Below are 25,599 nucleotides of genomic sequence, written 5' to 3'. Positions count from 1 at the left end.
CAGCCCGGCAGGCGATTAGCGCACCCGCCGGTTGGCCGGTATCTGATCGGCGGGGCACCAGCGGCGCGGTGCCTCGGTATCCTGGATGGTCAGCTGGATGCGCGTCGGCGACAAGATGGCGGCCTCGATCCCCCAATCGGCGAGGAGGAAGCTCTTGCCCGACCGTTCGGCGGCCCCGAGCGGCCCGACGACATTCTCGTCCTCACTGCCCGGCGCGCCGCCGCGCATCAGCCCGAGCCGGCGACCATCGTAATAAATGGTCTCGAACCCCGGCGCCGCGCAGGATTCGCTTTCGGTCACATAATAGCCGGGCACGATGCCGAGCGGCGCGGCGGTCTTCTGCCCCGCCGTCTGCCGGCTGGCGACGCTGCCGGCGACGCCGGCGCATTGCTGGCGCAGCGCGCGCACCGCCGCGGTCGATCCGGCGAGCGACAGATAGTCGAGGTCCCGCCACTCGTCGCCGCCGTCGCGGCTCGCCAGCAGTTCGAGCCCGCTGTCGGCGCCGATCAGCAATTGCTCGACCCCGGGATCGAGCGGACCGCTGAGGTCACTCTTGCCCGGTTCCTGCACCAGCGGCTGCACCGCGCTGAAGTCGCCATTGGCACTGCCCTTGAAATCGACGAACAAAGGCTGACCGGCGGGCGGCAGCGCGAGGCCCGGTTTCGGCACCATCGTCATATAGACGCCGCCGCCGGGCTGGCAGCGCAGCCCGAGCGCAACGAAGTCGGGATGATCGGTCGTTGCCGCGATCGCGCCCGCGCCGCTGCCCGCGAACTGCCAGCGCGCCGCGTGGACCGGCGGGGGCGCCTCGGGGGCGCCGCCCGCCTTTTGCGAGGCTGCGTAATCGGCATCGGTCCAGCGATATTGCTTGACCATGTCCCACTTCTTGCCGTTCCACGCGAGCGTCTGCATGCAGACTTCAGCGCCGAAGCCGCCGCACGCGGTGCCGTGGACCGAGGTTTCGAGCCCCTTGCGCCGCGCGCCGACCGGCACGACCTTCCAGTCGCGCAGGTTGTCGTTATAGATTTCACGTAGGCCCGCCGGGGTCGAGCCGAGGATAGCGGTGATGCAGCCCGCGGTCCCGCACCACGCCGAATAGCCCGAGGTCGTGCAGCGCGTCGCCGCATAGGCAATCACCCAGTCGGGCTTGCCGTCGTTGGTCACCTCGGTCTCGGTCGCGAAGGCACCGCGGTCGACGACGAACTTGCCGCCTTCGGCGCGGCAATCCTGCTTGAGCTCGGTCAGCACGTCCTGCACCTCGCGCGGCCATGTTTTCGCGGAGGCTATGGGCGCCGCGGGAGCGGTCGCCGGCATCGCGCTGCCGAGCAGGGCGGCGATCGCGAGCCACGCGGCGCCGGTCGGCCGGCGGCGCGCGACAGGTGAGGTCTTGTCGATCATCTTTGCACACCCCTTCTATGGCTCGCTCAGCGCTTGGCGAGCGGGTTGCGGAGAAAACCAAACGCGGCGGCGATCAGCCCGGCACCGGCGAGCAGCAACAGCCAGACCCCGAAGCCAAGGTCGATCTGGCTTGCCATCATGTCGCGGGCCATTTCGGGCACCGCCGACAGCAACGTCGAGCGGACGATGATGACGAGCAGCCCGGCGACGATCGCCGCGGCACCGGTGACGAGCATCGGCATCCGTTCGGGCTTGCCCGCCCACGCAGCCCAGATCAGCCACAGCGCCGCGAGCGGCGCGGCGAAGCGCAGGACCAGCAGCGCGCCGAGCCCGCCGATCCCAGCATCGCCGCCGCCCATCATGCTCGCCATCCGCGACGCCCCCTCGAGTTCGGCAACCGCGTCGCCGAGCCCGAACAGGCTGACGCTCTGCATCGGCGAGGCAATCGCGTCGAGGAAGCAGGCGAGCAGCACGACGAGCGCGAGCGGCACCGCCAGCGATTTGGTGACCAGTTCGGTCACCCGCGCCCCACCGGGCGATGCCGACAGCCCAGACAGTCCCGAAAGATCGACGTTGAGGTTGCCGAGCGCGCCGCCGCCGACCGGATAAATGTCCTTGGCGCTGCCGCCCTCGCTTTCGAAATCGACGATCATTCCCGCGACGGGCGCCTTGTCGCCGCGCCATTCGGCGCGGACGAAACGGTGACGCGACCCGTCGTCGGCGGAAATCGCGCCGCTGCCGTCGGCTTCGCTGAAGCCCAGAATCTTGCCCTTCATATACCTGTCCTCCCGATCAGATCGATCCGCCGCAGGCCGTGCGGACCTGGTTACGCAGCGGATAATAGGTGTCTTCATATTCCTGGCGCAGCGACGCGACCGCCTGGCGGTCGGCGGGATCGACTCCGGCGCTGCGCAGATATTGGTTGTTCACCGCCTCACGGTCTTGCGGGTCGGGCTTGAGCGGCCAGCGCAGCGCGGGAAAGGCGGTCTTGACCCGGTCGGGCAGCCCCGCGTCGAGTTCCGACGCGACGCATTCGCAATCGGCGCTGTCACCGTTCGCGCCGCATTCGGCGACCACCATCTTCTGGAAATCGGACTGGCCGCATCCTGCCAGCGCGGCGCCGCCCGCAATAGACAACAGAGCCAGTTTAAGACGCATATCGATCATATCGGCCTCCCCGCCCGGCGCCTGTCACCGGGATGCGAGCATGCTATTGGCGGTGGCCACGCAAAGTCTTGATAGGATTCTCAAGAATTTCTAAAGTCGTGCGCACCGGGGGGGTCGCAGCTATGTCAGGAACCCATTCGTCGCGGCGGCGACGGCGCTTGTGGCGTTTTGCCGATGCCGAATTCGACGAGGCGAGCTGGACGCTGCGCGTCGGCGGCGCCGCGGTCGCGCTAGAGGGCAAACCCCTCGAAGTGCTGCACGAGCTGTTGCTGCGCGCCGGCGAGGTGGTCACCAAGGACGAAATTCTCGATGCCGTGTGGCCGGGGGTCATCGTCGTCGAAGGATCGCTCGCCACCGCGATCTCGAAACTGCGCAAGGCGCTGGGCGACGACGCCGACGCGATTCTCGCCACCGTGCCGCGCGTCGGCTACCGGCTCGTCGCGCCGGTCGAGGTCGACAGCGTCGATACCCCGCTGGCGCCGCGCTTTGCCTTTGTCCCCGGCGACAGCGTACCGGGGCGCAAGATCTGGCAGCTCGAACGCCCGCTCGGCGACACCGGCGCCGCGGACGTGTGGCTGGCGCGGCAGGCCAAGACCGGCGAGCCGCGCGTGTTCAAATTCGCCGACGCGCCCGACCGGCTGCGCGCGCTGAAGCGCGAGGCGGCGCTGTCGCGGCTCGTGTTCGCGGGGCTCGGCAAGGCGGCGCCGCTGCCCGCGCTGTACGAATGGAATTTCGACGCCGCGCCCTTCTTCCTCGAATATGCGTGGGGCGGCGAGGACCTGCTCGCCTGGGCCGCGGCGGCGGGCGGGCTCGGTGCGGTCCCGCCCGAGCGGCGCGTCGCGATTGCGGCGATGATCGCGCGCGCCGTTGGCGCGGTGCATGGGATGGGCGTGCTCCACAAGGACCTGAAGCCCGCGAACATCCTGGTCGACCAGGGCGAGGACGGGCCGTTCGTCCGCCTCGTCGATTTCGGCAGCGGCCGGCTGCTCGACGAGGCGCGGCTCGCCAGTTTCGACATCACCGATCCCGGTTCGCTCGACGCCGACCTCGGCAAGGACGAGCCGCGGTCGGGGACGCTGGCCTATCGCGCGCCCGAACTGGTCGGCGACGCGGTGCCGACGGCGCGCAGCGACGTCTACGCGCTCGGCCTGATCCTCTACCAGCTTGTCGTCGGCGATTTTTCGGCGGCGCTGGCACCCGGATGGGAGGGGCGAGTCGCCGACCCGCTGCTCCGCACCGACATCGCCCGCGCCGCCGCCGGGACGCCCGAGGAGCGACTGGCGAGCGCCGACGAGTTTGCCGAACGCCTCGAGCGGATCGCCGAACGGCGCGCCGAGGCGGCGCGCGATGCCGAAGCGGCGGCCTTCCTCGCCGCGCAGGAAAAGCTCGCCGCGCAGCGCGCCGCGCGGCGGCCGTGGGTGCGCGCCGCCTTCGCCAGCCTGATCGTCGGCCTCGTCGCCACCTCGGCGCTCGCGGTTTATGCCTGGCAGCAGCGCGATGCGGCGCTGGCTGCGCGCGAACTCGCCGAGACCGGCTACGCCTTCATCGCCGAGGATGTGCTGGGCAGCCCCGATCCCACCAAATCGGCGGCCGACGAGACGGTGATCGATGCGATCAAGCGCGCCAGCGCCAGCATCGACCAGCGCTTCGCCGCGACGCCGGGGGTCGCTGCGCGGCTGCACCTCTCGGTCGCCCGGGCCTTTCACCACCGCTCCGATTTCGACACCGCGCGCGCCGAATATGACCGCGCCGAACGCTGGTTCGCCAAAGCCGGCGAAGCCGGCAGCGACGATGCGGCCATCGCGCGGCTCGACCGCGTCCAGCTCGAGGCGACATCGGGCCAGCCCGAGCGGCTGGACGCGGCGGGCCGGATGATCGCGCGCGAGCGGGTGCGGCTCGGCACGCGCGCCGACAGCGGGCGCGTCGGCTTCGCGCTCGCGCGCGCCGAGGGCGCTTATGGCTATACCGCCGACGTCGAACTCGCCGAACGCGCTTTTCGCCGGGCAATGGAGATTGGCACCGCCGCCGGCGCGGAGGTGCCCGCGACCCAGTTGCTGAAGGTCCGCTCGTCGCTCGCGCTGACCCTGATGCGGCTCGGCCGCGTCGCCGAGGCCGAACCGATCGCGCGCGCGATCGTCCGCGATTCGGAACGGGTGCGCGGGGCCGACCATCCCGACACGCTGGTCACCCGCCAGCACTGGCTGAACAGCCTGGCGATGCTGGGGCGGAGCGAGGAGGTGCTGGAACGCAGCCCGGCGCTGCTCGCGGCGATGCAGGCGCGCTTCGGACCCGACCACCGGTTCACCCTCGCGCTGCATTCGACGCGGTACGAAAGCTTCGCCGCGCTCGGCCGGTACGACGCGGCGGCGCGCGAGGCCGAGCGGGTGTGGAAAGGTGCCGCCGCACAGGCCGGCGCGCAGTCGCACCAGGCGCTCGTCGGCCAGATCGACTATGCCTCGGCGCTGTGCAGGACCGCGCGCCGCGCCGCCGCGCTCGACATCGCCGAAGATGCGCTGGCATCGGCGCGCAGCGGCTTTGGCGCCGACAATCCGGTCACCGGTTCGATCGGATATTTTACCGCCGAATGCCTGATCGCGAACCGGCGGCATGCCGACGCCCGCATGCTGCTCGCCGCGATCGACCCCGCGCCGGTCGCGCAACTGCTCGGCAATCCCGACTTCGCTGCGCTGATCGACGTCGCGGGCGCCGAAGCGGCACTGGGCGAAGGCGACGCGGCCGAGGCGAAACGCCTGCTCGCCCGCGCCGCGCCCGCCGTCACCAAGTCGGCGGACAAGGCGATGCGGGCGCGCGCGGCCTTGCTCGAACGGCGGCTGGCGAGCTGACCCGCTGGCTCAGCGGCGCGGCTGCAACCGCATCGCCGCGCCGCCGCCGGGCGCCAGCCAGAGCTTGTAGGTATCGCCCTTCTTCACGGTGACGGTGTCGTAAGCGATCCGGTGCCGCGCCTCGGTAAGGTAGGTGGCGCCATCGCCATCCTTCCAGATCGTTGCGGTATAGGTCTTGCCGGGTGCGAGGAAATCGAAGCTCAGCGTCAGCGTGCGCTCGGTGCCGTCGTTGACCCCGCCGACATACCAGTCGGCGCTGCGGCGATCCTGGCGCGCGAAGATCGCATAATCGCCGACCGCGCCCGCGATCAGCCGGCTGTCGGCCCAGTCGGTGGGGACCGCCTTGACGAATTCCAGCTCGCGTGGATGCGCTTCGAGATTTTCGATGAAATCGGCCGCCATCTGGATCGGCGAGTAGATCGCCAGATACAGGCCGAGCTGCTTCGCCAGCGTCGAGGTGATCGGCACGTCCTGCGCCCCCTTCAGGCTGAACACGCCCGGTGTGTAGTCCATCGGGCCCGACAGCATGCGCGTGTAGACGAGCGTGGGCTCGTGGTCGGGACCGTTGGCGAAGGCGCCCCAGGCGTTATATTCCATGCCGCGCGCGCCCTCGCGCGCCACCCAGTTGGGATAGGTGCGGCGCAGCCCGGTATCCTTGACCGGTTCATGCGGATTGACCGCGACCTTGTACTTCGCCGCGGTCTCGACGACCTTCAGATGATGCTGCACTTGGCGCTGGCCGTCGTGCCACTCCATCCGCGTCTCGCCCGGCGCATCGCCGGGCGCGATGATGCCGCCGGCATCGGCGACATAACCCGTTTTGACCGCTTTCACGCCAAGCTGGCCATAGAGCTTCATCGCGTCGTCGAGCTGCGCTTCATAGACCGCGATATTGCCGCCGGTTTCGTGGTGGCCGATCAGCGTCACCCCCTTTTGCCGCGCATAGTCGGTCACCGCCTTCAAGTCGAAGTCGGGATAGGCCTGGGTAAAGCTGTAGTCGTGGCCGTGACCGAACCAGTTGCTGTTCCAGCCTTTGTTCCAGCCTTCGACCAGCACCCCGCCAAAGCCATGTTTCGCCGCAAAATCGATATATTGCTTGGTGCGCGCGGTCGTCGCGCCATGGTCCTTGCCCTCCGCCCAGCTCCACGGGCCGCGGATCATCCCCCACCAGATGCCGATATATTTCATCGGCTTGACCCAGCTGACATCGCCGAGCTTGTTGGGTTCGTTGAGGTTGAGTTCGAGGTCGCTTTCGACCAACCCGGCGGCATCGTCGGTGATCCGGATCGTCCGCCACGGGGTGTCGAACGGCAGGTCGCGCACGACGCGCGGGCCGCGCGACGAGGGTGACAGCGTCGCGCGGAACTTGCGCCCTTCGGCGCGTTTCAGCCACATGCCCGAATAGTCGACGAGCGCGGCTTCGTGGAACGCCAAATGCGTGCCGTCGTCGAGCCGCATCGTGATCGGGGTGTGCGCGGTCGCGACCGCGTCGATCGGCGTCTGCTGGTAAATCTGTTCGTAGCGGTTCCACTCGCCGGCGGTGATCCACCAAGCAGTGCCCGGCGCCGCGATGTCGAATTCGGTGATCTCGTCGATGATCCTGGCGGTCGTCAGCCCCGGCTGCTGCGGAAATTCGTAGCGAAAGCCGATGCCGTCGTCGAACAGCCGGAAACGGACGTTGAGCGCATGGCCGCCCCAGCTTTCATGCTGGCGAAAGCGGACGAGCAGTTCGTTGTGGCGGTCGCGCACATAGCGGCGCTCACCCCACGGCAATTCCCAGCGCTTGTCGGCGCGCGCGGTTTCGGCGCCCTCGATCGCAAAGCCGCGCTGGAGGCCGACGCGATCGGCCATCAGGAAGCCGAGCTTCGACGGCGCGATGAGCAGCTTGCCCTTGCGCGACAGCGACCAGGTCGGGCGCTGGTCGGTGTCGGTCGACACGGTGAGCACCAGGCTGCCGTCGGGCGACTTTGCGGTCTTGACCGGGCGCGCATCCTGCGCCGCGGCGGGAGTGGCCAGAACGGCGCACAGGGCGGCATACAGGGCCGGGGGAGCAAGCAGACTACGCATCGATTGTTCCTTCGAGATTGAGCCAGAGAACACCGCAGGGGGGCAGCTGTGCCACCCCGGCGCCGTTCAGCGCGATGAATACGTCGCCATCGGCGTCCTGCGCGGCCAGATCGATCGTGCCGCCGCCGAGATTGAACAGGCAGCGCAGATGCCGGTCGCCGCAAATGCGGTCGAAGCCGAGCAGGTCGCCTTCGGCGATCCAGCGCGCATTGCGGCCGCGGCGCAGCGCCGGGTGCGCGGCGCGCAGCGCGACGAGCCGCCGGGTCAGGTTGAGCAGCGAGCCGGCGTCCTCCTGCTGGCGATCGACCGCCAGTTCGCGGTGCGCGGGGCCGAGCGGCAGCCACGGTGCGGCGGCCGAAAAGCCGGCATGATCCTCGCCCGCCGCCCACGGCAGCGGGGTGCGGGCGCCGTCGCGCGACAGGGTCAGCGGCCAGTTCTTGCGCGCTTCGGGGTCGCGGACCTGATCGAAGGGAATATCGACTTGGTCGAGCCCCAGTTCTTCGCCATTATAGAGGATGATGTTGCCGCGCAGCGCGCAGAGCAGCGCCATCTTCATCGCCGCGAAGGCGGCGGGATCGACCCCGGCGGGGGTCCAGCGCGACACCGCGCGCGGCGCGTCGTGATTCTCGAACGCCCAGCTGGGCCAGCCGACGCCGGGCGCGTCGGGCCAGCCTTCGGCCGCCTCGCGCACCAGTTGCGGGGTCAGCCGGTCGGCATAGAGGAAGTCGAAGCCATAAGCGCTGTTCAGCCTGTGGTCGCCTGCGGTGAACAGCTTCATCTCGCGCGCCGCATCGTCGCCACCGACTTCGGCGACGGTGAAGCGGCCGTCATATTCGTCGGTCAGCGCGCGGATGCGTTCGAGGAACAGCGCGATGTCGGGATGCGACTGGTTATAGATTTTCTGCTGGAAATCGAACGGGCGGGTGCGGACCTTGTTCGATGGCGGCGCCGGCGGATTGTCGCGCAGGTCAGGGTCGTGCATCGCGAAGTTGATCGCATCGATGCGAAAGCCGTCGACGCCGCGGTCAAGCCAGAAGCGCACGACATCCAGCAGCGCGTCCTGCACGGCGCGGTTGTGGACGTTGAGCTGCGGCTGGGTGGCGAGGAAATTGTGCATATAATATTGGCCGCGACGCGCGTCCCACGTCCACGCTGGGCCGCCGAACACCGACTGCCAGTTGGTCGGCGGCGATCCGTCGGCTTTCGCATCAGCCCAGACATACCAGTCGGCCCGGTCGTTATCCTTGCTGGCCCGGCTTGCGGCGAACCAGCCGTGCTGGTCCGAGGTGTGCGCGAAGACGAGGTCGGTGGTGACTTTCAGCCCCAGCGCGTGCGCGCGCGCGACCAGCGCATCGAAATCGGCGAGCGTCCCGAAGATCGGATCGACATCGCAATAATCGGCGATGTCGTAGCCGAAATCGTCCATCGGCGAGGGGTAGAAGGGCGACAGCCAGATCGCATCGACGCCGAGCGAGGCGATATGATCGAGCCGTGCGGTGATCCCGGCAAGGTCGCCGATGCCGTCGCCGTTCGAGTCGGCGAAGCTGCGCGGATAGACCTGATAGATCGCGGCGCCCTTCCACCACGGGTCGGGCGCGGCGGTCGCGGCGGGTTGGTCCTGAACGAGGGGCTGGTTCGTCGTCACGCTCGGTTCGCTTATTCGCTGGCCTGGCAGATTATGGTGCCGAAGGCGGGGAGGGAAAGATGGAGGCTGCCCGGCGCGGCAGGCCGTGCCGGGCAATCGCCGTGGAGCGCGGTAAAGCCCGCGCTTTTCATATCGATGGCAATCGTCGTCGACACTTGCGCCGCCGACGTGTTGAAGGCGAGCACGACCTCGCGCCCGCTGTCGGGATCGAAGCGCGACACCGCGAGCAGGCCTGGCTTGTCCGAAAAGGCGCGCACCTTGGTGGCGCCGCGGAGCAGCGCGGGGGTGCCGCGGCGCAGCGCGGCGAGCGCCGCGATATGGCGATAGAGCGGGTGCGCGGTGCCGAAATTGGAGGTCGCGGTCGTCGCGTCGGTGCCGATCAGGTCGTTGTCGTTATAGACCGCCACCTTTGACGCGAACATGTCCTCGCGCGCCAGCTGGTCGTGGCCGTCGGAGACGAAGCCCTGTTCGTCGCCATAATAGATCGTCGGCACCCCGCGCAGCGTCAGCAGCATCGTATGGCCGAGCATCGTCCGCGCGAGCAGTTCGGCGTCGTCGGCAGCGGGGTTCGCCTGTTTCACGAACATCGCGAAGCGGCCCATGTCGTGATTGCCGAGGAAGGTCGGGAGATGAAGCGCCGCGGGATCGCCGCCCTGGTACAGGACATCGCCGTCGAACAGGCGCGCGAACAGGTCGGTCCCCTTGGTACCGCTGACGCTGTCGATCACCGCCCGCGCGAAGCTGAAATCGAGCACCGCGGGCAGACCCGCGCTGTGGGTGTAGGCGGCGAGCGCGCCCGGATCGACGCCGTCGATATAGACTTCGCCGAAAATGTGGAAATTGGGGATGCCCCGCGCCTTCGCACGCGCCTGCATCGCGGGAACGAACGCCTGCCAGAATTCGGGGTTCACATGCTTGGCGGTGTCGATACGAAAACCATCGATGCCGAATTCGTCGATCCAGTCGCCGAAGATGTCGATGAACCCCTGCACCACGCGCGGATTTTCGGTCGCGAGATCGTCGAGCCCGGCAAAGTCGCCATAGAGCGCCGATTCGCCGACCCAGTCGCTGTTGCCGCGATTGTGATAATAGCGGGGGTCGTTGAGCCACGCCGGCACCTTCACCCGCGCCTCGTCCTTCGGCACCACCGGGGTGTAGGCAAAGGCGGGGTCGGTGAGTTTGGCCCAATTGTCGGCGGTCGCGACGCTGTCGCCTGCAAAGCCGCGATTGATCGCCGGCCCATCGACACCGCCGCGCCGCGACGTGGGATAGTCGGCGAGGCTGCGATAGCGGAAATCGGTGGCGGCGCCCTCGCGGTACGTGATCACATCGGCGGTGTGGTTGGCGATGATGTCCATATAGACCTTCATGCCGCGCGCGTGCGCCGCGTCGACGAAGGCCTTGAACTCTTCATTGGTCCCGAAATGCGGGTCGACCTGGGTGAAATCGGTCACCCAATAGCCGTGATAGCCCGCGCTTTCCTGTCCCGGCGCGCCCTGCACCGGCTTGTTCTTGAAGATCGGCGCGAACCAGATCGCGGTGGCGCCCAGCCCCTGGATATAATCGAGCCGCCGGGTCAGTCCGGCGAGGTCGCCGCCATGGAAAAACCCCTTCGCGGCGGGGTCGTAGCCGGTCGCCAACCGGTCGCCCGTCAGCCCGCCGCGATCGTTGGCGGGTTCGCCATTCTCGAACCGGTCGGGCAGCACGAAATAGATGATCTCGTCGCTCGCCGGGCGCGCGCGCAGCGCTGCCTCGTCGGCCGCGGCGGGCAGCGGGGCGATGAGCAGCGCGGCGGCGATCAGGCGGCGGATCATGCCGCGGCCCCGGCGGCGGGGCGCGTCGCGGTAAGGAAGGCGTCATAGCTTTGCATCTGGTCCACTTCGCGTTCGATCATCAGCGAAATCCCCGCCATATATTGGGCCAGTTGCGCCTCGCCGATCCCGTCGGCGAGCGGGTGCCAGCGGCGCGGCGCGATCCCCTGCCCGACCAGCACCTGAAGCCAGCCCGATTCGGTGAACAATTCCTCATGCTCGCGAAAGATCAGCCCCTGCGCGCGGAACAGCTCGATCTTCGCCGCCAGCGTGTCGGGGACCGCCATCGCCGCGCGGTCACGCCAATAGGGGGTGTCGCGCCGCTCGGTCGCTTTGAAGTGCAGAATGATGAAGTCGCGGATGCGCTCCCATTCGAAATCGCTCTGGCGGTTATATTCGGCAGCGACGGCGGGGTCGGTGACGCCAGCGGGCAGCATCTTGATCAGCCGCGAAATGCCGGCCTGCACGAGGTGGATGCTCGTCGATTCGAGCGGCTCCATGAAGCCGCTCGCCAGCCCGAGCGCGACGACGTTGCGGTTCCACATCCGGCGCCGCTTGCCGCTGACGAAGCGCAGCCGGTTCGGTTCGGCCTGCGGTGCGCCGTCGAGGTTGGCGAGCAGCGTGCGTTCGGCGTCGGCATCGGAAATATGGTCCGAGCAATAGACATAGCCGTTGCCGATCCGGTGCTGGAGCGGGATGCGCCATTGCCAGCCCGCGTCGCGCGCGGTCGCACCCGTCCACGGCCGCTGCGGCGCATCGCCATGCGCGCACGGCACCGCGATCGCGCGATTGTTGGGCAGCCAGTGCGCCCATTCGTCATAGCCCGTCGCCAGCGCGCCTTCGATCAGCAGCGCGCCAAAGCCCGAGCAGTCGATGAAGAAATCGCCCGCGACATCGCGCCCGTCGGCGAGCGTGACCCCGGTGACATCGCCGCCTTCGCCGTCGCGGACGACCGCCGCGACCATGCCCTCGATCCGCTGCACCCCGCCCGCCTCGGCGCGGCGGCGCAGATAGGCGGCGTAGAGCGCGGCGTCGAAGTGGAAGGCATAGGGCATTTCGAGAAGGTGCGACGAGGTGCGCGGGGCGCCGCGCTGCATGCGCAGCGCGTGCGCAGCGCGCTCGTTCAGCGAATAGGCGCCGAGCTCGCCCGCCGCGGCTGCGGCCCGTGCGCGCAGCCAGTAATGCTGAAATTCGAGCAGTCCGATCCCGCGCCCGACCGCACCGAAGGCGTGCATGTAGCGGTGGCCGGGGCGCGTCCAGTCCGAAAATTCGATGCCGAGCTTGATCGTCCCCTGCGTCGCGGTGAGGAACTCGTCCTCGTCGATGCCGAGCGCCTCGTTGAACAGGCGGATCTGCGGGATCGTCGCCTCGCCGACCCCGACGGTGCCGATCGCGTCCGATTCGACCAGCGTCACCGTCCAGCCGGCGGGCAGGAAACGGCCAAGGCACGCCGCGGCCATCCAGCCCGCGGTCCCGCCGCCGATGATGATGATCTGCATGGGCTTCATTTGATCCGCCAATGCCGCTTTACGCAACAAAAAGAAGGGGGCGGCGCGACCCTGCCGCCCCCATCAGGGAGGGTTCAGAATTTGAACGAGGCGCCCGCGAGATAGCGGCGGCCATAGCTCTGGTAATCGATCACCGCGCGCGCGTCGCGCGGGTCGTCGGTGACGAAGGGTTCGTCGGTGAGATTCTGGCCCTGGACGAAGACCGACAGCCCCTCGAGCGCGCTGCCCGGCTGGAAGTCATAACCCAGCTGCGCGTCGATGATCGTCTCCGCGCGCGCCCGGCGCCGTACCCGCGCGCCGCCGAAGCCCGACAGCTCGCCGACGAAGCTCGACCGGTACCGGGCGCTGGCGCGCGCGTTGATGCCCCATTTTTCGAAGAAGATGGTGCCGTTGGCGACCCATTTCGAATAGCCGGGGATGTCCTCGGCCGGGGCGCCGGGGGTCGGCTGGATCTTGGTCTTGGTATAGGATGCGCCGCCGGTCACCCCGAACCCGTCGAGCGCGCCGACCAGTTCGCCGAAGGGCAGCGTGCCCGCGAGTTCGACGCCGTAAAGCTTGCCGCCTGCGCCGTTGATCGGGACGTTCACCGTGCCCATGTAATTGACGATGATCGGATCGCCGTCGGCGTCGAGGCCCGGATCCTGGATCGGATAGCCGGTGAAGTCGAACGGCACGTCCTGATTATAGATATAGCTTTTCAACTCTTTGTAGAAGAACTGCGCCGCCAGATAGCCTTTCGAGCCGAAATATTTCTCGAACGTGAGATCGGCGGCGTTGGCGCGCCAGGGCCGAAGGTCGGGGTTGCCGGCGCCGCCGCGCACGACCGCGCACTGGCGCCCGACCGGGCAGACCATGCCGCCCGGATCGCCGATCGTCGTGCCATAGCTCAGCGAGGCGCGCATGTCGTCGAGGCGCGGGCGGATGATCTCGCGCGCCGCGCTGAAGCGGATCACGAAATCGCTGAGCGTGCGCAGCGACAGGTTGAGGCTGGGCAGGACGTCGAGATAATCGGCGCTGCGGCGCTGCGGAATGCCCTGGATATTGGGCGAGCCGTTGGGATTGACGCCGATATAGGCGGCGCTGGCGCCGTTCGAATTCTGGTCGGTGAAGATCGCCTGGACCCCGACATTGCCGGTCAGCACCGACGAGCCCATCTCCTGGTCGATATTCGCCTGGAGATAGGTGGTCATCAGCTTTTCGGAAACGTCATAGCTTTTGACCACCACGTCGCCATAGGGGTTGGCCACCAGCTGGTAGATGCCGGCGGCGAGCAGGTCGCGCGGATCGTAGCTGATCACCGGGCCGAGCCCGAGATAGGCAAGGTCGGTGGTGCCAAGGCGGAACTCCTCGGGTACCGGCACGCTGGTCAACCCGTCGGTGTTGGCGGCGAGTCCGACGAAGGCTTCGTCGGGAACAAGGCTCTTCGAGCGGTCGGTATAGTTCATCCCGAACTGCACCGAGCGGAAAAAGCCCTCCATCTCGCGCTCGACCTCGACGCGATATTGCCAGAGTTCGTCCTTGATGATGCGGTTGTTGTAATATCCATCCTGTCCGCCGCGGATGCGGGTGCCGTCGACGCCGGTCTGGTCGCCGCCCCAGCCAAGCGGGCTGGTCAGCTGGATCAGATTATAGTCTCCGTAATTCAGCGTCGGCGAAAAGACGGTGCCGTTGATGTCGGAGGTGAAGCCGATCGTGTCGACCGCGCCGACCCCGCCGCCGCGCCCGGTGCCGGCATTGCTTTCGAGGATCAGTTCGTTGCGGTCGGTCTTCGACAGGCTGATGTCGGCGGTGACGTTCCAGCCGTCGTCGCCTTCCCAGCGGTTGTTCCACCCGAAGCTGTAGAGCTTTGCCTCGCGTTCGAAGACGTCGTTGCGCACCACGCCCTCGACATTGGTGAAGGTGCCGGCGCGGGCAAAGACGAACTCGCCGCTCTCGTCGATGTCGGTGACATTGACCCCGGCGCCGCCGAAGGCGAGCGGCAGTTCGATGCCGCGCTTGATCTGGTCGTCCTTGAAATCCGAATAGAAGGCATCGAGCGTCGAGGTGAAATTGGGGTGCGGCTGCCACTGCAGCGTGCCCTGCAGCCCGAGGCGGGTGAGCTGGGTCGAGGTCGCGTAGCTTTTCGACCCGCCGATCACCACCGGCGCCGCTGCCGTGCCGTCGCCGGCATAGCCCCAGGCGTTGAATTCCTGGATCTGATAGGGCTCGTCGACGTAGCTCGCCGACAGCGCAACGCCGATCGTGTCGTTCGCGAACTGGTCGACGAAAACGCCGTTGACGCGGTAGCCATATTTCTTCGACCCGGCGTTGAGCTTGCCGATATCGGCAAGGCTGCCGCGCGCGCCAACCGACAGCACCCGCTTGCCATATTCGAGCGGGCGGATCGTGCGCAGGTCAACGGTGCCCGACAGACCCTGCCCGACGATCGACGCCATCGGGGTCTTGTAGACGAGGACCTGGTTGATCACTTCGCTGGGATATTGGTCATATTCGACCGCGCGATTGTCGCCGGTCGAAGTCTGTTCGCGGCCATTGAGCAGCGTGGTCGAGAAATCGGGGGCGAAGCCGCGGATCGAGATCGAGTTCGAGCGGCCCGAGACGCGCTGCGAGGTCAGCCCCGGCAGGCGCGCGATCGATTCGGCGATCGAGGCGTCGGGCAGCTTGCCGATATCTTCGGCCGAGATCGATTCGACGACCTGGTCGCGCTGCTTCTTGGCGCCGACGGCGCTTTCGAGGCTGGCGCGGAAGCCCGATACGACGATCTCGTCCTCTGCACCGCTATCGTCGGCGGCGGCGGGATCGACATCCTGCGCCAGCGCCGCGGCGGGCAGGATGGCGGTCAAGGCAAGGCCCATCGCGATGGCGCTGGCGCCGCGACGAAGGCTGGTCGGCATGGTCATAAAAGGCTCCCCTGGCACAGACGGGCGGTCTTCACCTGCGCATCGGACCGGGGACGCGAACGTCCGTCAGGCTCCTCTCCGATACGTGGGCTGTCCCCATCTTGAGCCTCGCAATTGAAACCAATTTCGCCGCGCCGCCATAGGGTATACGTATACGCATAATATGCGGACACACCCGCTGTCGCCCAAATGTCACAGCCCCGCCGCCGTCGCCGCGGTGCGTGCACGGGCCATTGCGCGCGCCCGCACAGCCGCTAGATTCCATCGGCAGACGGCCGGCATGGCGCGGCCGCGGCAGGAGAGGATCATGGGGCGTCCGCCCTCGGCCAAGCCGACATCCTTCGACATCGCCTATCTGGCGGGGGTGTCGCAGCCGACGGTCTCGCGCGCGCTGCGCGGCAGCAAGTCGGTGAGCGCCGCGACGCGCGCCAACATCGAGCGGATTGCGCAGGAGCTTAACTATACCGTCGACAAGAACGCCTCGAGCCTGCGCTCGCAGCGCACCCACACGCTGGCACTGCTGTTCTTCGAGGATCCGACCCCCGACGAATCGATGATCAACCCCTTTTTCCTGTCGATGCTGGGGTCGATCACGCGGCAATGCGCGCTGAAAGGCTATGACCTGCTGATCAGTTTCCAGCAGGTCCACAACGACTGGCACGTCGCCTATCAGGACAGCCACCGTTCCGATGGCATCATCCTGCTCGGCTATGGCGACTATCAGCTGTATCGCACCAAGCTGGAGCATCTGGTCGAGATGGACACCAAGTTCGTGCGCTGGGGTTCGGTGTCCGACGACAGCATCGGGCTGACCGTCGGGTCCGACAATATCGGCGCCGGCGAACAGGCGGGCGCGCATCTGATCGAGATCGGGCGGCGGTGCATCGCCTTTTTGGGCGATGCGTCGGACCATGCCCCAGAGTTTCAGGATCGCTACACCGGGCTGTGCCGCGCAATGCGCACCGCCGGGCTCGCACCCGATCCGGCGCTGCAGACCGACGCCGTCTCGTCGGAGGAATCGGGTTATGCCGCGGCGCGGGCGCTGCTGGCGCGCGGGGCGCGTTTCGACGCGATCTTCGCCGCGAGCGACCTGATCGCGATCGGCGCGATGCGCGCGCTGGCCGAGGCCGGGCTGGCGATGCCGCGCGACGTCGCGATCATCGGCTTCGACGACATCCCCGCCGCCAACCTGACCTCGCCGACGCTGACCACGGTGATGCAGGACATGAAGGGCGCGGGCGAACTGCTGGTCGAGGCGCTCCTCCGCCGCATCGACGGCGCCGATGCCGAGCGCACGGTGTTGCCGGCAAGGCTGATCAAGCGGCAGAGCACGGCGGTTTAAGGCGCGCGCGGGGGCGGCGCTTATGGGGCGAACGCGGACGTGGCGATCCTCCCCGGAACGGGGAGGGGGACCAGCGAAGCTGGTGGAGGGGTACGCGGTGCCGAGCGCTGCATATGGCCTCGCTTGCCCCTCCACCACCCTACGGGTGGTCCCCCTCCCCCTGCGGGGGAGGATCGCTCTAGGTCGCAACCCGCCCGCCCGCCCCCACCACGTATTCGTATACGTAGCTTGCCCTCGTCCACCCGCGCTGCGACACCGATGTCCGACGAGAGCCGCGCGCGCGGCCCGACGGGGAGAGACGCATGGACAAGCCGCGGCAGGGCTTCGCCGGCCTGTGGAACATCAGCTTCGGCTTTTTCGGCATCCAGATCGGCTTTGCGTTGCAGAACGCCAATATGAGCCGGATCTTTCAGTCGCTGGGCGAGGATATCGAGCGATTGCCGGGGCTGTGGGTCGCGGCGCCGCTGACCGGGCTGCTCGTTCAGCCGATCATCGGCCATTTGAGCGACCGCACCTGGCTCGGCCGGCTGGGCCGCCGGCGCCCCTATTTCCTCGCCGGGGCGATCCTGGCCGCGATCGCGCTGTTCGCGATGCCCGAAAGCCCGGCGATCTGGTTCGCGGCGCTGATGCTGTGGCTGCTCGACGCCTCGCTCAACATCTCGATGGAGCCGTTCCGCGCCTTTGTCGGCGACATGCTGCGCCGCGACCAGCACAGCGCGGGCTATGCGGTGCAGACCGCCTTCATCGGCGCCGGCGCGGTCGTCGGCTCGCTGTTTCCGGCGCTCATGGAGGCGATGGGGGTGGCCAATGTCGCGCCGCCGGGACAGATTCCCGACACGGTCAAATATGCCTTCTGGTTTGGCGGCGCGGCGCTGTTCCTGTCGGTGCTGTGGACCATCGTCACCACCCGCGAGTACGACCCCGCGGCGATGGCGGCGTTCGCCGCGCACGAGCCGGCCGCCGCGCCCGCCGTCCGCGCCCTCGCGTCGCACAGCTATGCCGGCAGCCTGCTGTGGATCGCTGCGGGCGTCGCGGTCGGCGCGATCCAGTTGCAATTCGCGCTGCTGCGCGAGGTGCTGCTGCTCGCCGCACTGCTGGTCGCTTACGGGCTGGCCAGCATGCTCGCCATCGCGCTGGCGCGTGGCGGCAACGATAAAAACATGCTGTCGAGCATCGTCGGCGACTTTGCCGGGATGCCAGAGCTGATGAAGCGCCTCGCGCTGGTGCAATTCTTCAGCTGGTCGGCGCTGTTCATCATGTGGATCAACACGACGCCGATCGTCGCCCAATATCATTTCGGCGCCACCGATGCCGCGAGCGCGGCCTATCAGGCGGCGGGGAACTGGGTCGGCGAATTGTTCGCCATCTATAACGGCGTTGCGGCGATTGCGGCGCTGACGCTGCTGCCGTGGCTCGCGGCGCGGATCGGGCAGGCGCGCACCCATATCGTCGGGCTGGTGTGCGGCGCGGTCGGTTACGCCAGCTTTTTCGTCCTGCGCGATCCGGTTCAGCTGATCGCCAGCGAGATTTTCATCGGCATTTTCTGGGCTTCGGTGCTCGCCATGCCCTATGCGATCCTCGCCTCCAGCCTGCCGCAGGCCAAGCTCGGCATCTATATGGGGCTGTTCAACGTCTTTGTCGTCGTGCCGCAATTGCTGGTCGCGACGATCATGGGGTCGATCATGCAAGCCTTTTTCCCTGGCGAGCCGATCTGGACGATGGCGTTTGCGGCGGCGACCCTGCTGCTCGCGGCGCTCGCGATGCTGCGCGTCGTGCCGCTGATTCCGCCGCACGATGCAGCGGGTGCAACCACTACCGGATAATATCGGGGATCAACGCCCCGGCCACAGTTTCAGGCTGGTGTCGACGAGGCGTTCGAGCTCGGCGCGCGTCGCACCGGCGCCCGCTTGGACCGCCATGCCCTGAAAGATCGCGGTCAGATAGGCCGCGAGCCCTTCGGGTTCGACGTCGGCGGGCAGGTCGCCCTCCTGCCGGGCACGTTCGAAGCGGTCGAGCATCGCGCGTTTCGCCACCGCGCTGCGCGCGACGACCGCGTCGCGGATGCATTCGGCCTCGGCGCCGCACGCCATCGAATTGATCACCCCCAAGCAGCCGCCCGGATTTTCGGGGCAGCTGTGCATGTCGAGCGCCCCGTGCATCAGCCGCTCGGCCACCCCGCGCGCGGTCGGCGCGTCGAGCGCGGCGCGCATGAAAGCGAGCTTTTCGCGCTCATACAGGTCGAGCGCCTTGGTGAAGAGCGCTTCCTTGTTACCGAACGCGGCATAGAGGCTGGGTTTGGTGATCCCCATCGCATCGGTGAGGTCGGTCATCGACGCGCCCTCATAGCCTTTGCTCCAGAACACGCGCAGCGCCGATGCCAGCGCGGCATCGACGCAGAATTCGCGCGGCCGCCCCTTGGTGGCGGTGGGAGCTTCGACTTCCATAACGTCTGGTATATAAGTGAGATCCCGCCCGATGTCCAGCGCCGCGCCCGATCGGCGCGGCTTGCAAGGGGGTCGAGGGTGATTCGTTGGAGGCCCGAGCCGGAATCGAACCGGCGTGCGCGGATTTGCAGTCCGCTGCGTCACCACTCCGCCATCGGGCCTCGCCGAACTGCCCGACCGCTTTCGCGGAGGGGCCGGGTGTTGGACGGCGCCGCTAGTGAGGGGCTTTGCCCGCCTTGTCAAGGATTGCCCGCCGTCGCCCGCCGTGGGTGCGATGAGGCTTGGCGCCTCTCGCTTAGCGGGCTATGCGCGGCGGCAAAGCGCAGTCCTAACCGAAGCGGGGCTGTATTAGCATTGCAATACAGCCCCGCTTCGGTTAGGACTGCCGCGCAAGTTGTGAATTTTCCAGGAAACGGACCCGCGCCGATGGCAACGAAATACAGCGAAGCAACCGCCGCCGAGATGCGTGCCGCGATGATCGACAGCCAGCTGAGGACCAACGACGTCATCGACCCCGCGATCGTCGCGGCGATGGCGCGCGTCGCGCGCGAAGCGCACGTCCCCGCCGCGCTCGCCGGGGTCGCCTATATGGACCGGCCGGTGTCGCTGGGCGAAGGCCGGGTGCTGAACGCGCCGCTGGTCACCGGCCGGATGCTGGTCGCCGCCGCGGCGCGTCCCGGCATGCGCCTGCTGATCGTCGGCGCCGCGACGGGCTATGCTGCGGCGCTGTTCGCCGCGCTCGGCGCCGAAGTCCACGCGCTCGAGGAAGCGCCCGGTCTGATCGCCGCCGGACGCGCCGCGACCGCGGCCATGGCGGTGAACTGGATCGAGGGCCCGCTGGCCGCAGGCGCGCCCGACGCGGCGCCGTTCGACTGTATCGTCATCGACGGCGCGATCGAGGCGCTGCCCGATGCGCTGGTCGCGCAGCTCGCCGAGGGCGGGCGCCTGGTAGCGGCACGCCGCGAGGGCGCGGTGACCCGGCTGGTGCAGGGCGTCAAAGCGGGCGGCACGATCGCGCTGCGCAGTTTCGCCGACATGGACGTCGCCCCGCTGCCCGGCTTCGCCGCCCCCGCGGGTTTCCGTTTCTAAGGCCCTTTCCCTCATGTTTCAGGCTGATCCCACGATGCAAGACCCCACGACCGGACCGACCGCGCGCCGCGCCCGCTGGCTCGGCGGCATGGCGCTCGGCGCGCTGATCCTGGCCGCGCCGGCGTACGCCGAAACGCTGCAGGGAGCGCTCGCCAAGGCCTATGAGAACAACCCTACGCTGACGGCGGCGCGTGCAGGGCAGCGTGCAAACGACGAGAATGTCCCGATCCAGAAAAGCTTCGGCCTGCCCGAGATCGGCACCCAGGCAGGGTATGACGAGAATATCATCATCCCCGGCAACAGCTTCAATTCGCCCGCCCGTTCGGTCAGCGCCAGCGCCCAGCTGTCGGTGCCCATCTACCAGGGCGGCGCGGTGCGCAACGCGGTGCGCGCCGCCAAATATCGCGTCGAGGCGGGACAGGCCGATCTGCGCGCGACCGAGGCGAGCATCTTTTCGCAGACCGTCGGCGCCTATATGGACGTCATTCGCGACATCGCGATCGTCCAGCTCAACCAGAAGAATGTCGCGGTGCTGCGCACCAATTTGCAGGCGACGAGCGACCGGTTCGAAATCGGCGACCTGACGCGCACCGACGTTGCCCAGTCCGAAGCGCGGCTCGCGCTCGCCGAGGGCGATTTGCGCGGCGCCGAGGCCAATCTGATCGCCAGCCGCGAAGCCTATATCCGCCTCGTCGGCGAAGCACCGGTCGACCTGGAGCAGCCGCCGCTGCTGCCGGGCCTGCCCGGCACCGCCGAGGAAGCGGTGGCGATCGCGCTCGACAGCAATCCCGACATCGAGGCCGCGAGCCTCGAGGTCAACGCGTCGAAATCGGACATCGGCGTCGCCAAGTCCAGCCGCGCCCCGAAGCTGTCGGCGACGCTGGGCGGCGGTTACAACAACTTCCTCGGCTCGCTGAACAGCGGCGTCCCCGGCCTTAGCGTGACGCAGGAAACGTCGAGCGCCGCCGCCGGGCTGACCGTGACACTGCCGATCTTTACCGCCGGGCGGCGGTCGGCGCAGGTGCGCCAGGCGCAATCGCGGTCGAGCCAGGCGATCGAAAATTATGTCGCGACCGAACGCGGCGTGATCGCCCAGACGCGCGGCGCCTATGCCGCATGGCAGGCGAACGAGCAGGTCATCACCGCGACCGAGCAGGCGGTGAGCGCGAACGCGCTGTCGCTGGAGGGCGTGCGCGCCGAAAACAGCGTCGGCACCCGATCGATCCTCGACATTTTGAACGCCGAACAGGAATATCTGAATACCCAGGTCCAGCTCGTGTCGGCGCGGCGCAACTCCTATGTCGCCGCCTTTTCGGTGCTCGCCGCGATGGGCAAGGCCGAGGCACGCGACCTGGGGATCGAAGGCGGCGCGCTCTACGATCCCGCGGTCAACTATCGCCGGGTGAAGGGTCAGATCTGGGACTGGGCCGACGATCCGGCGCCGCAGCAGCAGTCGACCGACACGCGCGCCGTGCCCGCCGCCGAGGCGACGGTGCCCGCCGGGATCGATCCCGTCCCCGCCCCGACCGGACAATAAGGCTTGGCAAGTCCGGCCCCGCCCCGGTAAGAGATGGTTAACCGCGCGCGTTCGGGCGCGCCGAAGGGGGCAATATGGGCGACATGTCGCGAGAGCCATCGATGGAAGATATCCTGTCGTCGATCCGGCGCGTCATCGCCCGTGACGAAGCCCCCGGCGCCGTGCGCGCGCCGCAGCCCGCCGCCGGCGACGATATTCTCGACCTCGACGACCAGGAAATCGGCGAAGCGGTCGCCGACCCCGCTATCGCCGCTCCGGCGGCGACGGCCGACGACGAGCTGGTGTCGGCCGCCAGCGCCGATGCCGCGCGCCAATCGCTCGAGGCGCTGACCGCCGCAGTGACCCCCGCCGCCGCCGCGCCGGCGGCTGCCGCGCCCGCGGGCAACGCGCGGACGATGGAAGAGGTGGTGCTCGAAGCGCTGCGCCCGATGCTCAAGCAATGGCTCGATGCCAACCTGCCCGCGATGGTCGAAACGATGGTCGCCAAGGAAATCAGCCGGATTACCGCGACCCGGCCGTGAGGCCTCCGTCCGCTTAGAGGGGCGGATCCACTTTGAGCGGGACGACTTCAGTAGGACCGTCGTTGCGAGCAGTGCAGCGACGCGGCAATCCATCGGCCCTATCCCACCCAATCCTCCAGCAAATAGCGGGCTATCGCCAGCGGCGGCGGCGCCATGAAGGGCGCGCCGATGTCGCCCGCGAGCGCGGCGCGCACGTCGGCCTTGTCGACCCACATCGCCGCCTCGATCTCGGTGGTGTCGAGGGTCAGCTCCGCGCCGAGCGCGACCGCACGGCAGCCGATCATCAGCGACGACGGGAAAGGCCAGGGCTGGCTCGCCACATAGGTAACGTTCGACACGCGAATCCCCGCTTCTTCGAACAATTCGCGCGCCACCGCTTCCTCGAGCGATTCGCCGGGTTCGACGAAGCCCGCGAGCGCCGAGAAAAAGCCCGGCGGAAATCCGCCCTGGCGCCCGACGAGCACGCGCCCGTCATGTTCGGCGAGCATGATCACCACCGGGTCGACACGCGGAAAATGTTCGGCGCGGCAGGTGCCGCAGCGCCGCCCCCAGCCGGCGCGGAACAGCTCGGTCGGCGATCCGCACGCGGCGCAGAAGCGGTGCCGCGCGTGCCAGTCGACGAGGCTGCGCGCGCCGCCATAGAGCGCCGCTTCTTCGCCCGAGAGCAGCGGCAGCAGCCGCATCACGGTGCGCGAGCGCGCGTCGATCCGCACCCCCGGCGCCGCTTCGCGGACGAAATGCGGGGTGCCGCGCGCGTCGAGGCCGAGCAGCAGCAGCGCGCGGTCGTCGGCGGGGTCGAGCGGCTCCCAGCGGAGCCCGCCGCCCTCGCCAGGCACGAAATCGATGCCGTCCAATGTCAGGCACCGCGCGCCGGGGTGCGCCGCCGCCGCCGCGAACGCCGCCGCATCGGAGCGCAGCGGATCGGCGCGGTCGAGCCACGCGCCGGTAAACCCGAGCGGCAGCGGCATCAGCGCATCACATCCTTGGCAAAGGTGTCGGCGAATTTCTCCTGAAACGGCACTGCGTTCGACGGCATATATTGGGCGTAAGCCGCGGCGCGATAGCCCAGCTTGCGATGGACGAAGCCGATCGTCCCTGCCGCGCCGGCCCAGCCGAAAACCCCCTCGCCGTGGCGCGACGTCGGCAGCGACACGCTGCCGCCGGCGCCGAAGCCTTCGCCGTCGATGAAGGTGCCTTTGCGGTCGACGCTGTCGGCCAGCATGTTCGACATCGCGAGCCGCGCGGTTTCGGGCTTCATGATCCGCACCCCGCCGGTTTCGCCCTCGCCGAGCAACATCGCGAGGAAGCGGTCATAGTCGCGCGCGCTCGACACCAGCCCGCCGCCGCCGAACGGATAGGGCGGCTGGTCGAGATAGATCGAGCTGGTCGCCGGGTCGAAGGGCAGCAGCGTGCCGCCGAGCGGCGCATAATTGGTCGTGAAGCGCCCGACCTCGCTGGCGGGAACATGGAACCAGGTGCTCGCCATGCCGAGCGGGTCGAACAGGCGCGCCTTCAGGAACGCATCGAACGCCTGCCCCGACACCACCTCGATCAGCCGCCCCATCAGGTCGAGGCTGATCGAATAGCTCCATTTCGTCCCCGGTTCATAGACGAGCGGCAGCGCCGCGAGCCGGTCGGCCATCACCGCGAGACTGGGCGCCGGGGTGACTGGCGGCCAGCCCGGCAGCGGCAGCCGGCTCGCCAGCCCGCCGACGATGCCGGCATCGTCATAGGCCTTCTTGATCGGCCCCTTCTGGATGATCGTATAGCCGAGCCCGGCGGTGTGGGTCAGCAGGTGGCGGACCGTGATCGCGGTTTTCGCCGGATGCACCGCGGTGAGCGAGCCGTCGGGGGTGTCCTGGACATTCATCCGCGCAAAGGCGGGCAGGAAATCGGCGATCGGCTGGTCGAGCGCCATCTTGCCGTCCTCGATCAGCAGCATCGCAGCGATGCCGGTCACCGGCTTGGTCATCGAATAGAGCCGCCACAGCGTGTCGGGACCGACCGCGGTGCGCGAATCCATCGCGGTGGTGCCGGCGCCGAAAAAGTCGGCCGCGGCCTGTCCCTTGCCGATCGCCGCCAGTGTCCCGGCCAGTTCGCGGCGGTCGACGAAGCCTTTGATGAAGGCGTGGGTGGCGGGATACAGCTGTTCGCCGGTCGCGCGCCACGCCAGCGCCGCGCCCGGAAGCATCGCACTCGCCCCGCCGAGCGCGAGTCCGCCGAGCAGCGCGCGGCGCGAAACCATCATGTTCATCGGGCAATCTCCAGCATCTTGTCGGTCAGCTTGCGATAGAGCGTCGGCAATCCCGCCGCGTCAAGGTCCGAGATCGGCCACCATTCGCCTTCCGCTGCGGCATCGGGAACTTCGGGCGGGACGTTGGGTGGAGCCGGGCGCCGCACGAGCACCAGCGTCAGGTCGAAATGGGTAAAGCCATGATCGACGCTGACGATCGCCGACTCGCCCGCTTCCGCTTCAGGTTCGCGCGTATCGGTCCAGTCGCCGCCGGGCAGCGCGCGCATCCCGCCGAGCATGCCTTTGGTGGGGCGGCGCACCAGCCAGATCCGCTCGTCCCGTTCGATCCAGTGCGCGACGCCGTGGCGGTGCGGTTTCGCCTTTTTCGGCGGCTTGACCGGCAACGCCTCGACATCGGGGCGCCCGCGCGCGGCGCAGTCGCCCATCACCGGGCAGATCGCGCACGCCGGGCGGCGCGGGGTGCAAACGGTCGCGCCGAGATCCATCAGCGCCTGCGCGAAATCGCCCGGCCGGGTCGCCGGGACCAGCGGCGCGAGCGCGGCACGGATCTCGCGCTTCGCCAGCGGCAGCGGCGTTTCGATCAGCCGGTGGCGCGCGATCACCCGTTCGACATTGGCATCGACGACGGCCGCGGGGCGGCCAAAGGCGATCGCGGCGACCGACGCGGCGGTATAGTCGCCGATCCCGGGCAGCGCGCGCAGCCCCGCTTCGCTGTCCGGAAAGCGCCCGCCATGGTCGCGCACGACCGCGCGGGCGCAGGCGATCAGATTGCGCGCGCGGGCATAATAGCCGAGCCCGGCCCACGCCGCCATGACGTCGGCATCGGCGGCGGCGGCGAGCGCCGCGACGTCGGGCCAGCGCGCCGTGAAGCGATCGAAATAACCCGCCACCGCGGCGACCGTCGTCTGCTGAAGCATGATTTCGGCGAGCCAGACGCGATAGGGATCGGGGACCGCCGTGTCGCCCGGCGCGATGCGCCACGGCAGCGCCCGCGCCGCGCGGTCGTACCAGCCGAGCAGGCGCGCGGCAAAGTCTTCACCGATGTCGATAGTCTGGACGCTCACCCCCCGCCT

At 68.4% G+C, this 25,599-nt stretch carries 18 protein-coding genes and 1 tRNA gene; 6 read left to right on the top strand and 13 right to left on the bottom strand.

Translation table 11 applies throughout. From position 1 onward, the window contains the following. Positions 1-15: 15 nt before the first annotated feature. The 3 genes from HEQ22_RS17550 to HEQ22_RS17540 are packed head-to-tail and all read right to left on the bottom strand — an operon-like array spanning position 16 to position 2,565. Complete coding sequence (locus HEQ22_RS17550; RefSeq protein ID WP_432769114.1) at positions 16-1,398, bottom strand: hypothetical protein; 1,383 nt, start codon at positions 1,396-1,398, stop codon at positions 16-18. 26 nt (positions 1,399-1,424) lie between these two features. Continuing rightward, positions 1,425-2,174: a hypothetical protein gene (locus HEQ22_RS17545; RefSeq protein WP_432769113.1), complete on the bottom strand. Its 750-nt coding sequence runs from the start codon at positions 2,172-2,174 to the stop codon at positions 1,425-1,427. Between the two features lie 16 nt (positions 2,175-2,190). Next, positions 2,191-2,565, bottom strand: a complete 375-nt coding sequence (locus HEQ22_RS17540; protein ID WP_432769112.1) for a hypothetical protein — start codon at positions 2,563-2,565, stop codon at positions 2,191-2,193. Positions 2,566-2,687: 122 nt separating this feature from the next. Here HEQ22_RS17540 and HEQ22_RS17535 point away from each other — a divergent pair, with 122 nt between their 5' ends. After that, on the top strand, positions 2,688-5,408 hold the full coding sequence (locus HEQ22_RS17535) for a protein kinase domain-containing protein (RefSeq protein ID WP_432769111.1): 2,721 nt from the start codon (positions 2,688-2,690) through the stop codon (positions 5,406-5,408). Positions 5,409-5,417: 9 nt separating this feature from the next. Here the strand turns inward: HEQ22_RS17535 and HEQ22_RS17530 are convergent, their stop codons facing one another. The 5 genes from HEQ22_RS17530 to HEQ22_RS17510 form a co-directional block, all read right to left on the bottom strand. After that, entirely contained in the window at positions 5,418-7,475 is a 2,058-nt protein-coding gene (locus HEQ22_RS17530; protein ID WP_432769110.1) for a glycoside hydrolase family 97 protein, read from the bottom strand. Then, positions 7,468-9,120, bottom strand: coding sequence for an alpha-amylase family glycosyl hydrolase (locus tag HEQ22_RS17525; RefSeq protein ID WP_432769109.1), 1,653 nt, complete (start codon positions 9,118-9,120; stop codon positions 7,468-7,470). Before HEQ22_RS17525 ends, HEQ22_RS17530 begins: the two co-directional genes overlap by 8 nt. A gap of 11 nt (positions 9,121-9,131) precedes the next feature. Then, entirely contained in the window at positions 9,132-10,934 is a 1,803-nt protein-coding gene (locus HEQ22_RS17520) for an alpha-amylase family glycosyl hydrolase (RefSeq protein WP_432769108.1), read from the bottom strand. Then, positions 10,931-12,439: a tryptophan halogenase family protein gene (locus tag HEQ22_RS17515; protein ID WP_432769107.1), complete on the bottom strand. Its 1,509-nt coding sequence runs from the start codon at positions 12,437-12,439 to the stop codon at positions 10,931-10,933. Before HEQ22_RS17515 ends, HEQ22_RS17520 begins: the two co-directional genes overlap by 4 nt. A gap of 74 nt (positions 12,440-12,513) precedes the next feature. Then, a complete protein-coding gene (locus tag HEQ22_RS17510; RefSeq protein WP_432769106.1) occupies positions 12,514-15,339 on the bottom strand; it encodes a TonB-dependent receptor in 2,826 nt (941 codons plus the stop codon). A gap of 307 nt (positions 15,340-15,646) precedes the next feature. Here HEQ22_RS17510 and HEQ22_RS17505 point away from each other — a divergent pair, with 307 nt between their 5' ends. Both HEQ22_RS17505 and HEQ22_RS17500 read left to right on the top strand, forming a co-directional pair. Continuing rightward, a complete protein-coding gene (locus tag HEQ22_RS17505) occupies positions 15,647-16,681 on the top strand; it encodes a LacI family DNA-binding transcriptional regulator (RefSeq protein ID WP_432769105.1) in 1,035 nt (344 codons plus the stop codon). Positions 16,682-16,983: 302 nt separating this feature from the next. Further along, positions 16,984-18,504 carry an MFS transporter gene (locus HEQ22_RS17500; RefSeq protein WP_432769104.1) on the top strand — a complete coding sequence of 507 codons (1,521 nt, stop codon included), beginning with the start codon at positions 16,984-16,986 and terminating at the stop codon, positions 18,502-18,504. A gap of 9 nt (positions 18,505-18,513) precedes the next feature. Here HEQ22_RS17500 and HEQ22_RS17495 read toward each other — a convergent pair whose 3' ends face one another. Together HEQ22_RS17495 and HEQ22_RS17490 are read right to left on the bottom strand one after the other, a co-directional pair. After that, positions 18,514-19,125: a TetR/AcrR family transcriptional regulator gene (locus HEQ22_RS17495; RefSeq protein ID WP_432769103.1), complete on the bottom strand. Its 612-nt coding sequence runs from the start codon at positions 19,123-19,125 to the stop codon at positions 18,514-18,516. A gap of 87 nt (positions 19,126-19,212) precedes the next feature. Then, positions 19,213-19,286 (bottom strand) — tRNA-Cys (locus HEQ22_RS17490). A gap of 265 nt (positions 19,287-19,551) precedes the next feature. Here HEQ22_RS17490 and HEQ22_RS17485 point away from each other — a divergent pair. The 3 genes from HEQ22_RS17485 (at position 19,552) to HEQ22_RS17475 (ending at position 22,272) form a co-directional block, all read left to right on the top strand. Beyond that, complete coding sequence (locus HEQ22_RS17485) at positions 19,552-20,214, top strand: protein-L-isoaspartate O-methyltransferase family protein (protein ID WP_432769102.1); 663 nt, start codon at positions 19,552-19,554, stop codon at positions 20,212-20,214. Positions 20,215-20,248: 34 nt separating this feature from the next. Then, entirely contained in the window at positions 20,249-21,751 is a 1,503-nt protein-coding gene (locus HEQ22_RS17480; RefSeq protein ID WP_432769101.1) for a TolC family outer membrane protein, read from the top strand. Positions 21,752-21,825: 74 nt separating this feature from the next. Next, on the top strand, positions 21,826-22,272 hold the full coding sequence (locus tag HEQ22_RS17475) for a DUF2497 domain-containing protein (RefSeq protein ID WP_432769100.1): 447 nt from the start codon (positions 21,826-21,828) through the stop codon (positions 22,270-22,272). A gap of 98 nt (positions 22,273-22,370) precedes the next feature. Here the strand turns inward: HEQ22_RS17475 and nudC are convergent, their stop codons facing one another. Genes nudC through HEQ22_RS17460 form a run of 3 tightly spaced genes read right to left on the bottom strand, consistent with a single transcriptional unit; the run spans position 22,371 to position 25,590 of the window. Then, positions 22,371-23,240: an NAD(+) diphosphatase gene (gene nudC / locus HEQ22_RS17470; protein WP_432769099.1), complete on the bottom strand. Its 870-nt coding sequence runs from the start codon at positions 23,238-23,240 to the stop codon at positions 22,371-22,373. Then, a complete protein-coding gene (locus HEQ22_RS17465; protein ID WP_432769098.1) occupies positions 23,240-24,526 on the bottom strand; it encodes a serine hydrolase domain-containing protein in 1,287 nt (428 codons plus the stop codon). The genes nudC and HEQ22_RS17465 overlap by 1 nt, the downstream gene beginning before the upstream one ends. After that, on the bottom strand, positions 24,523-25,590 hold the full coding sequence (locus HEQ22_RS17460; protein ID WP_432769097.1) for an A/G-specific adenine glycosylase: 1,068 nt from the start codon (positions 25,588-25,590) through the stop codon (positions 24,523-24,525). The genes HEQ22_RS17465 and HEQ22_RS17460 overlap by 4 nt, the downstream gene beginning before the upstream one ends. Positions 25,591-25,599: the final 9 nt, after the last annotated feature.

The organism is Sphingopyxis sp. (genome assembly GCF_050916055.1).
Classification (GTDB): domain Bacteria; phylum Pseudomonadota; class Alphaproteobacteria; order Sphingomonadales; family Sphingomonadaceae; genus Sphingopyxis.
The sequence above is the reverse complement of the archived record's forward strand: the minus strand, read 5'-3'. Positions and strand labels throughout refer to the sequence as shown.

Coding starts and splice junctions, on each gene's coding strand:
- HEQ22_RS17550 (WP_432769114.1), bottom strand. CDS start 1,398: ATGATCGACAAGACCTCACCTGTCGCGCGCCGCCGGCCGACCGGCGCC.
- HEQ22_RS17545 (WP_432769113.1), bottom strand. CDS start 2,174: ATGAAGGGCAAGATTCTGGGCTTCAGCGAAGCCGACGGCAGCGGCGCG.
- HEQ22_RS17540 (WP_432769112.1), bottom strand. CDS start 2,565: ATGATCGATATGCGTCTTAAACTGGCTCTGTTGTCTATTGCGGGCGGC.
- HEQ22_RS17535 (WP_432769111.1), top strand. CDS start 2,688: ATGTCAGGAACCCATTCGTCGCGGCGGCGACGGCGCTTGTGGCGTTTT.
- HEQ22_RS17530 (WP_432769110.1), bottom strand. CDS start 7,475: ATGCGTAGTCTGCTTGCTCCCCCGGCCCTGTATGCCGCCCTGTGCGCC.
- HEQ22_RS17520 (WP_432769108.1), bottom strand. CDS start 10,934: ATGATCCGCCGCCTGATCGCCGCCGCGCTGCTCATCGCCCCGCTGCCC.
- HEQ22_RS17515 (WP_432769107.1), bottom strand. CDS start 12,439: ATGAAGCCCATGCAGATCATCATCATCGGCGGCGGGACCGCGGGCTGG.
- HEQ22_RS17510 (WP_432769106.1), bottom strand. CDS start 15,339: ATGACCATGCCGACCAGCCTTCGTCGCGGCGCCAGCGCCATCGCGATG.
- HEQ22_RS17505 (WP_432769105.1), top strand. CDS start 15,647: ATGGGGCGTCCGCCCTCGGCCAAGCCGACATCCTTCGACATCGCCTAT.
- HEQ22_RS17500 (WP_432769104.1), top strand. CDS start 16,984: ATGGACAAGCCGCGGCAGGGCTTCGCCGGCCTGTGGAACATCAGCTTC.
- HEQ22_RS17495 (WP_432769103.1), bottom strand. CDS start 19,125: ATGGAAGTCGAAGCTCCCACCGCCACCAAGGGGCGGCCGCGCGAATTC.
- HEQ22_RS17485 (WP_432769102.1), top strand. CDS start 19,552: ATGGCAACGAAATACAGCGAAGCAACCGCCGCCGAGATGCGTGCCGCG.
- HEQ22_RS17480 (WP_432769101.1), top strand. CDS start 20,249: ATGCAAGACCCCACGACCGGACCGACCGCGCGCCGCGCCCGCTGGCTC.
- HEQ22_RS17475 (WP_432769100.1), top strand. CDS start 21,826: ATGGGCGACATGTCGCGAGAGCCATCGATGGAAGATATCCTGTCGTCG.
- nudC (WP_432769099.1), bottom strand. CDS start 23,240: ATGCCGCTGCCGCTCGGGTTTACCGGCGCGTGGCTCGACCGCGCCGAT.
- HEQ22_RS17465 (WP_432769098.1), bottom strand. CDS start 24,526: ATGAACATGATGGTTTCGCGCCGCGCGCTGCTCGGCGGACTCGCGCTC.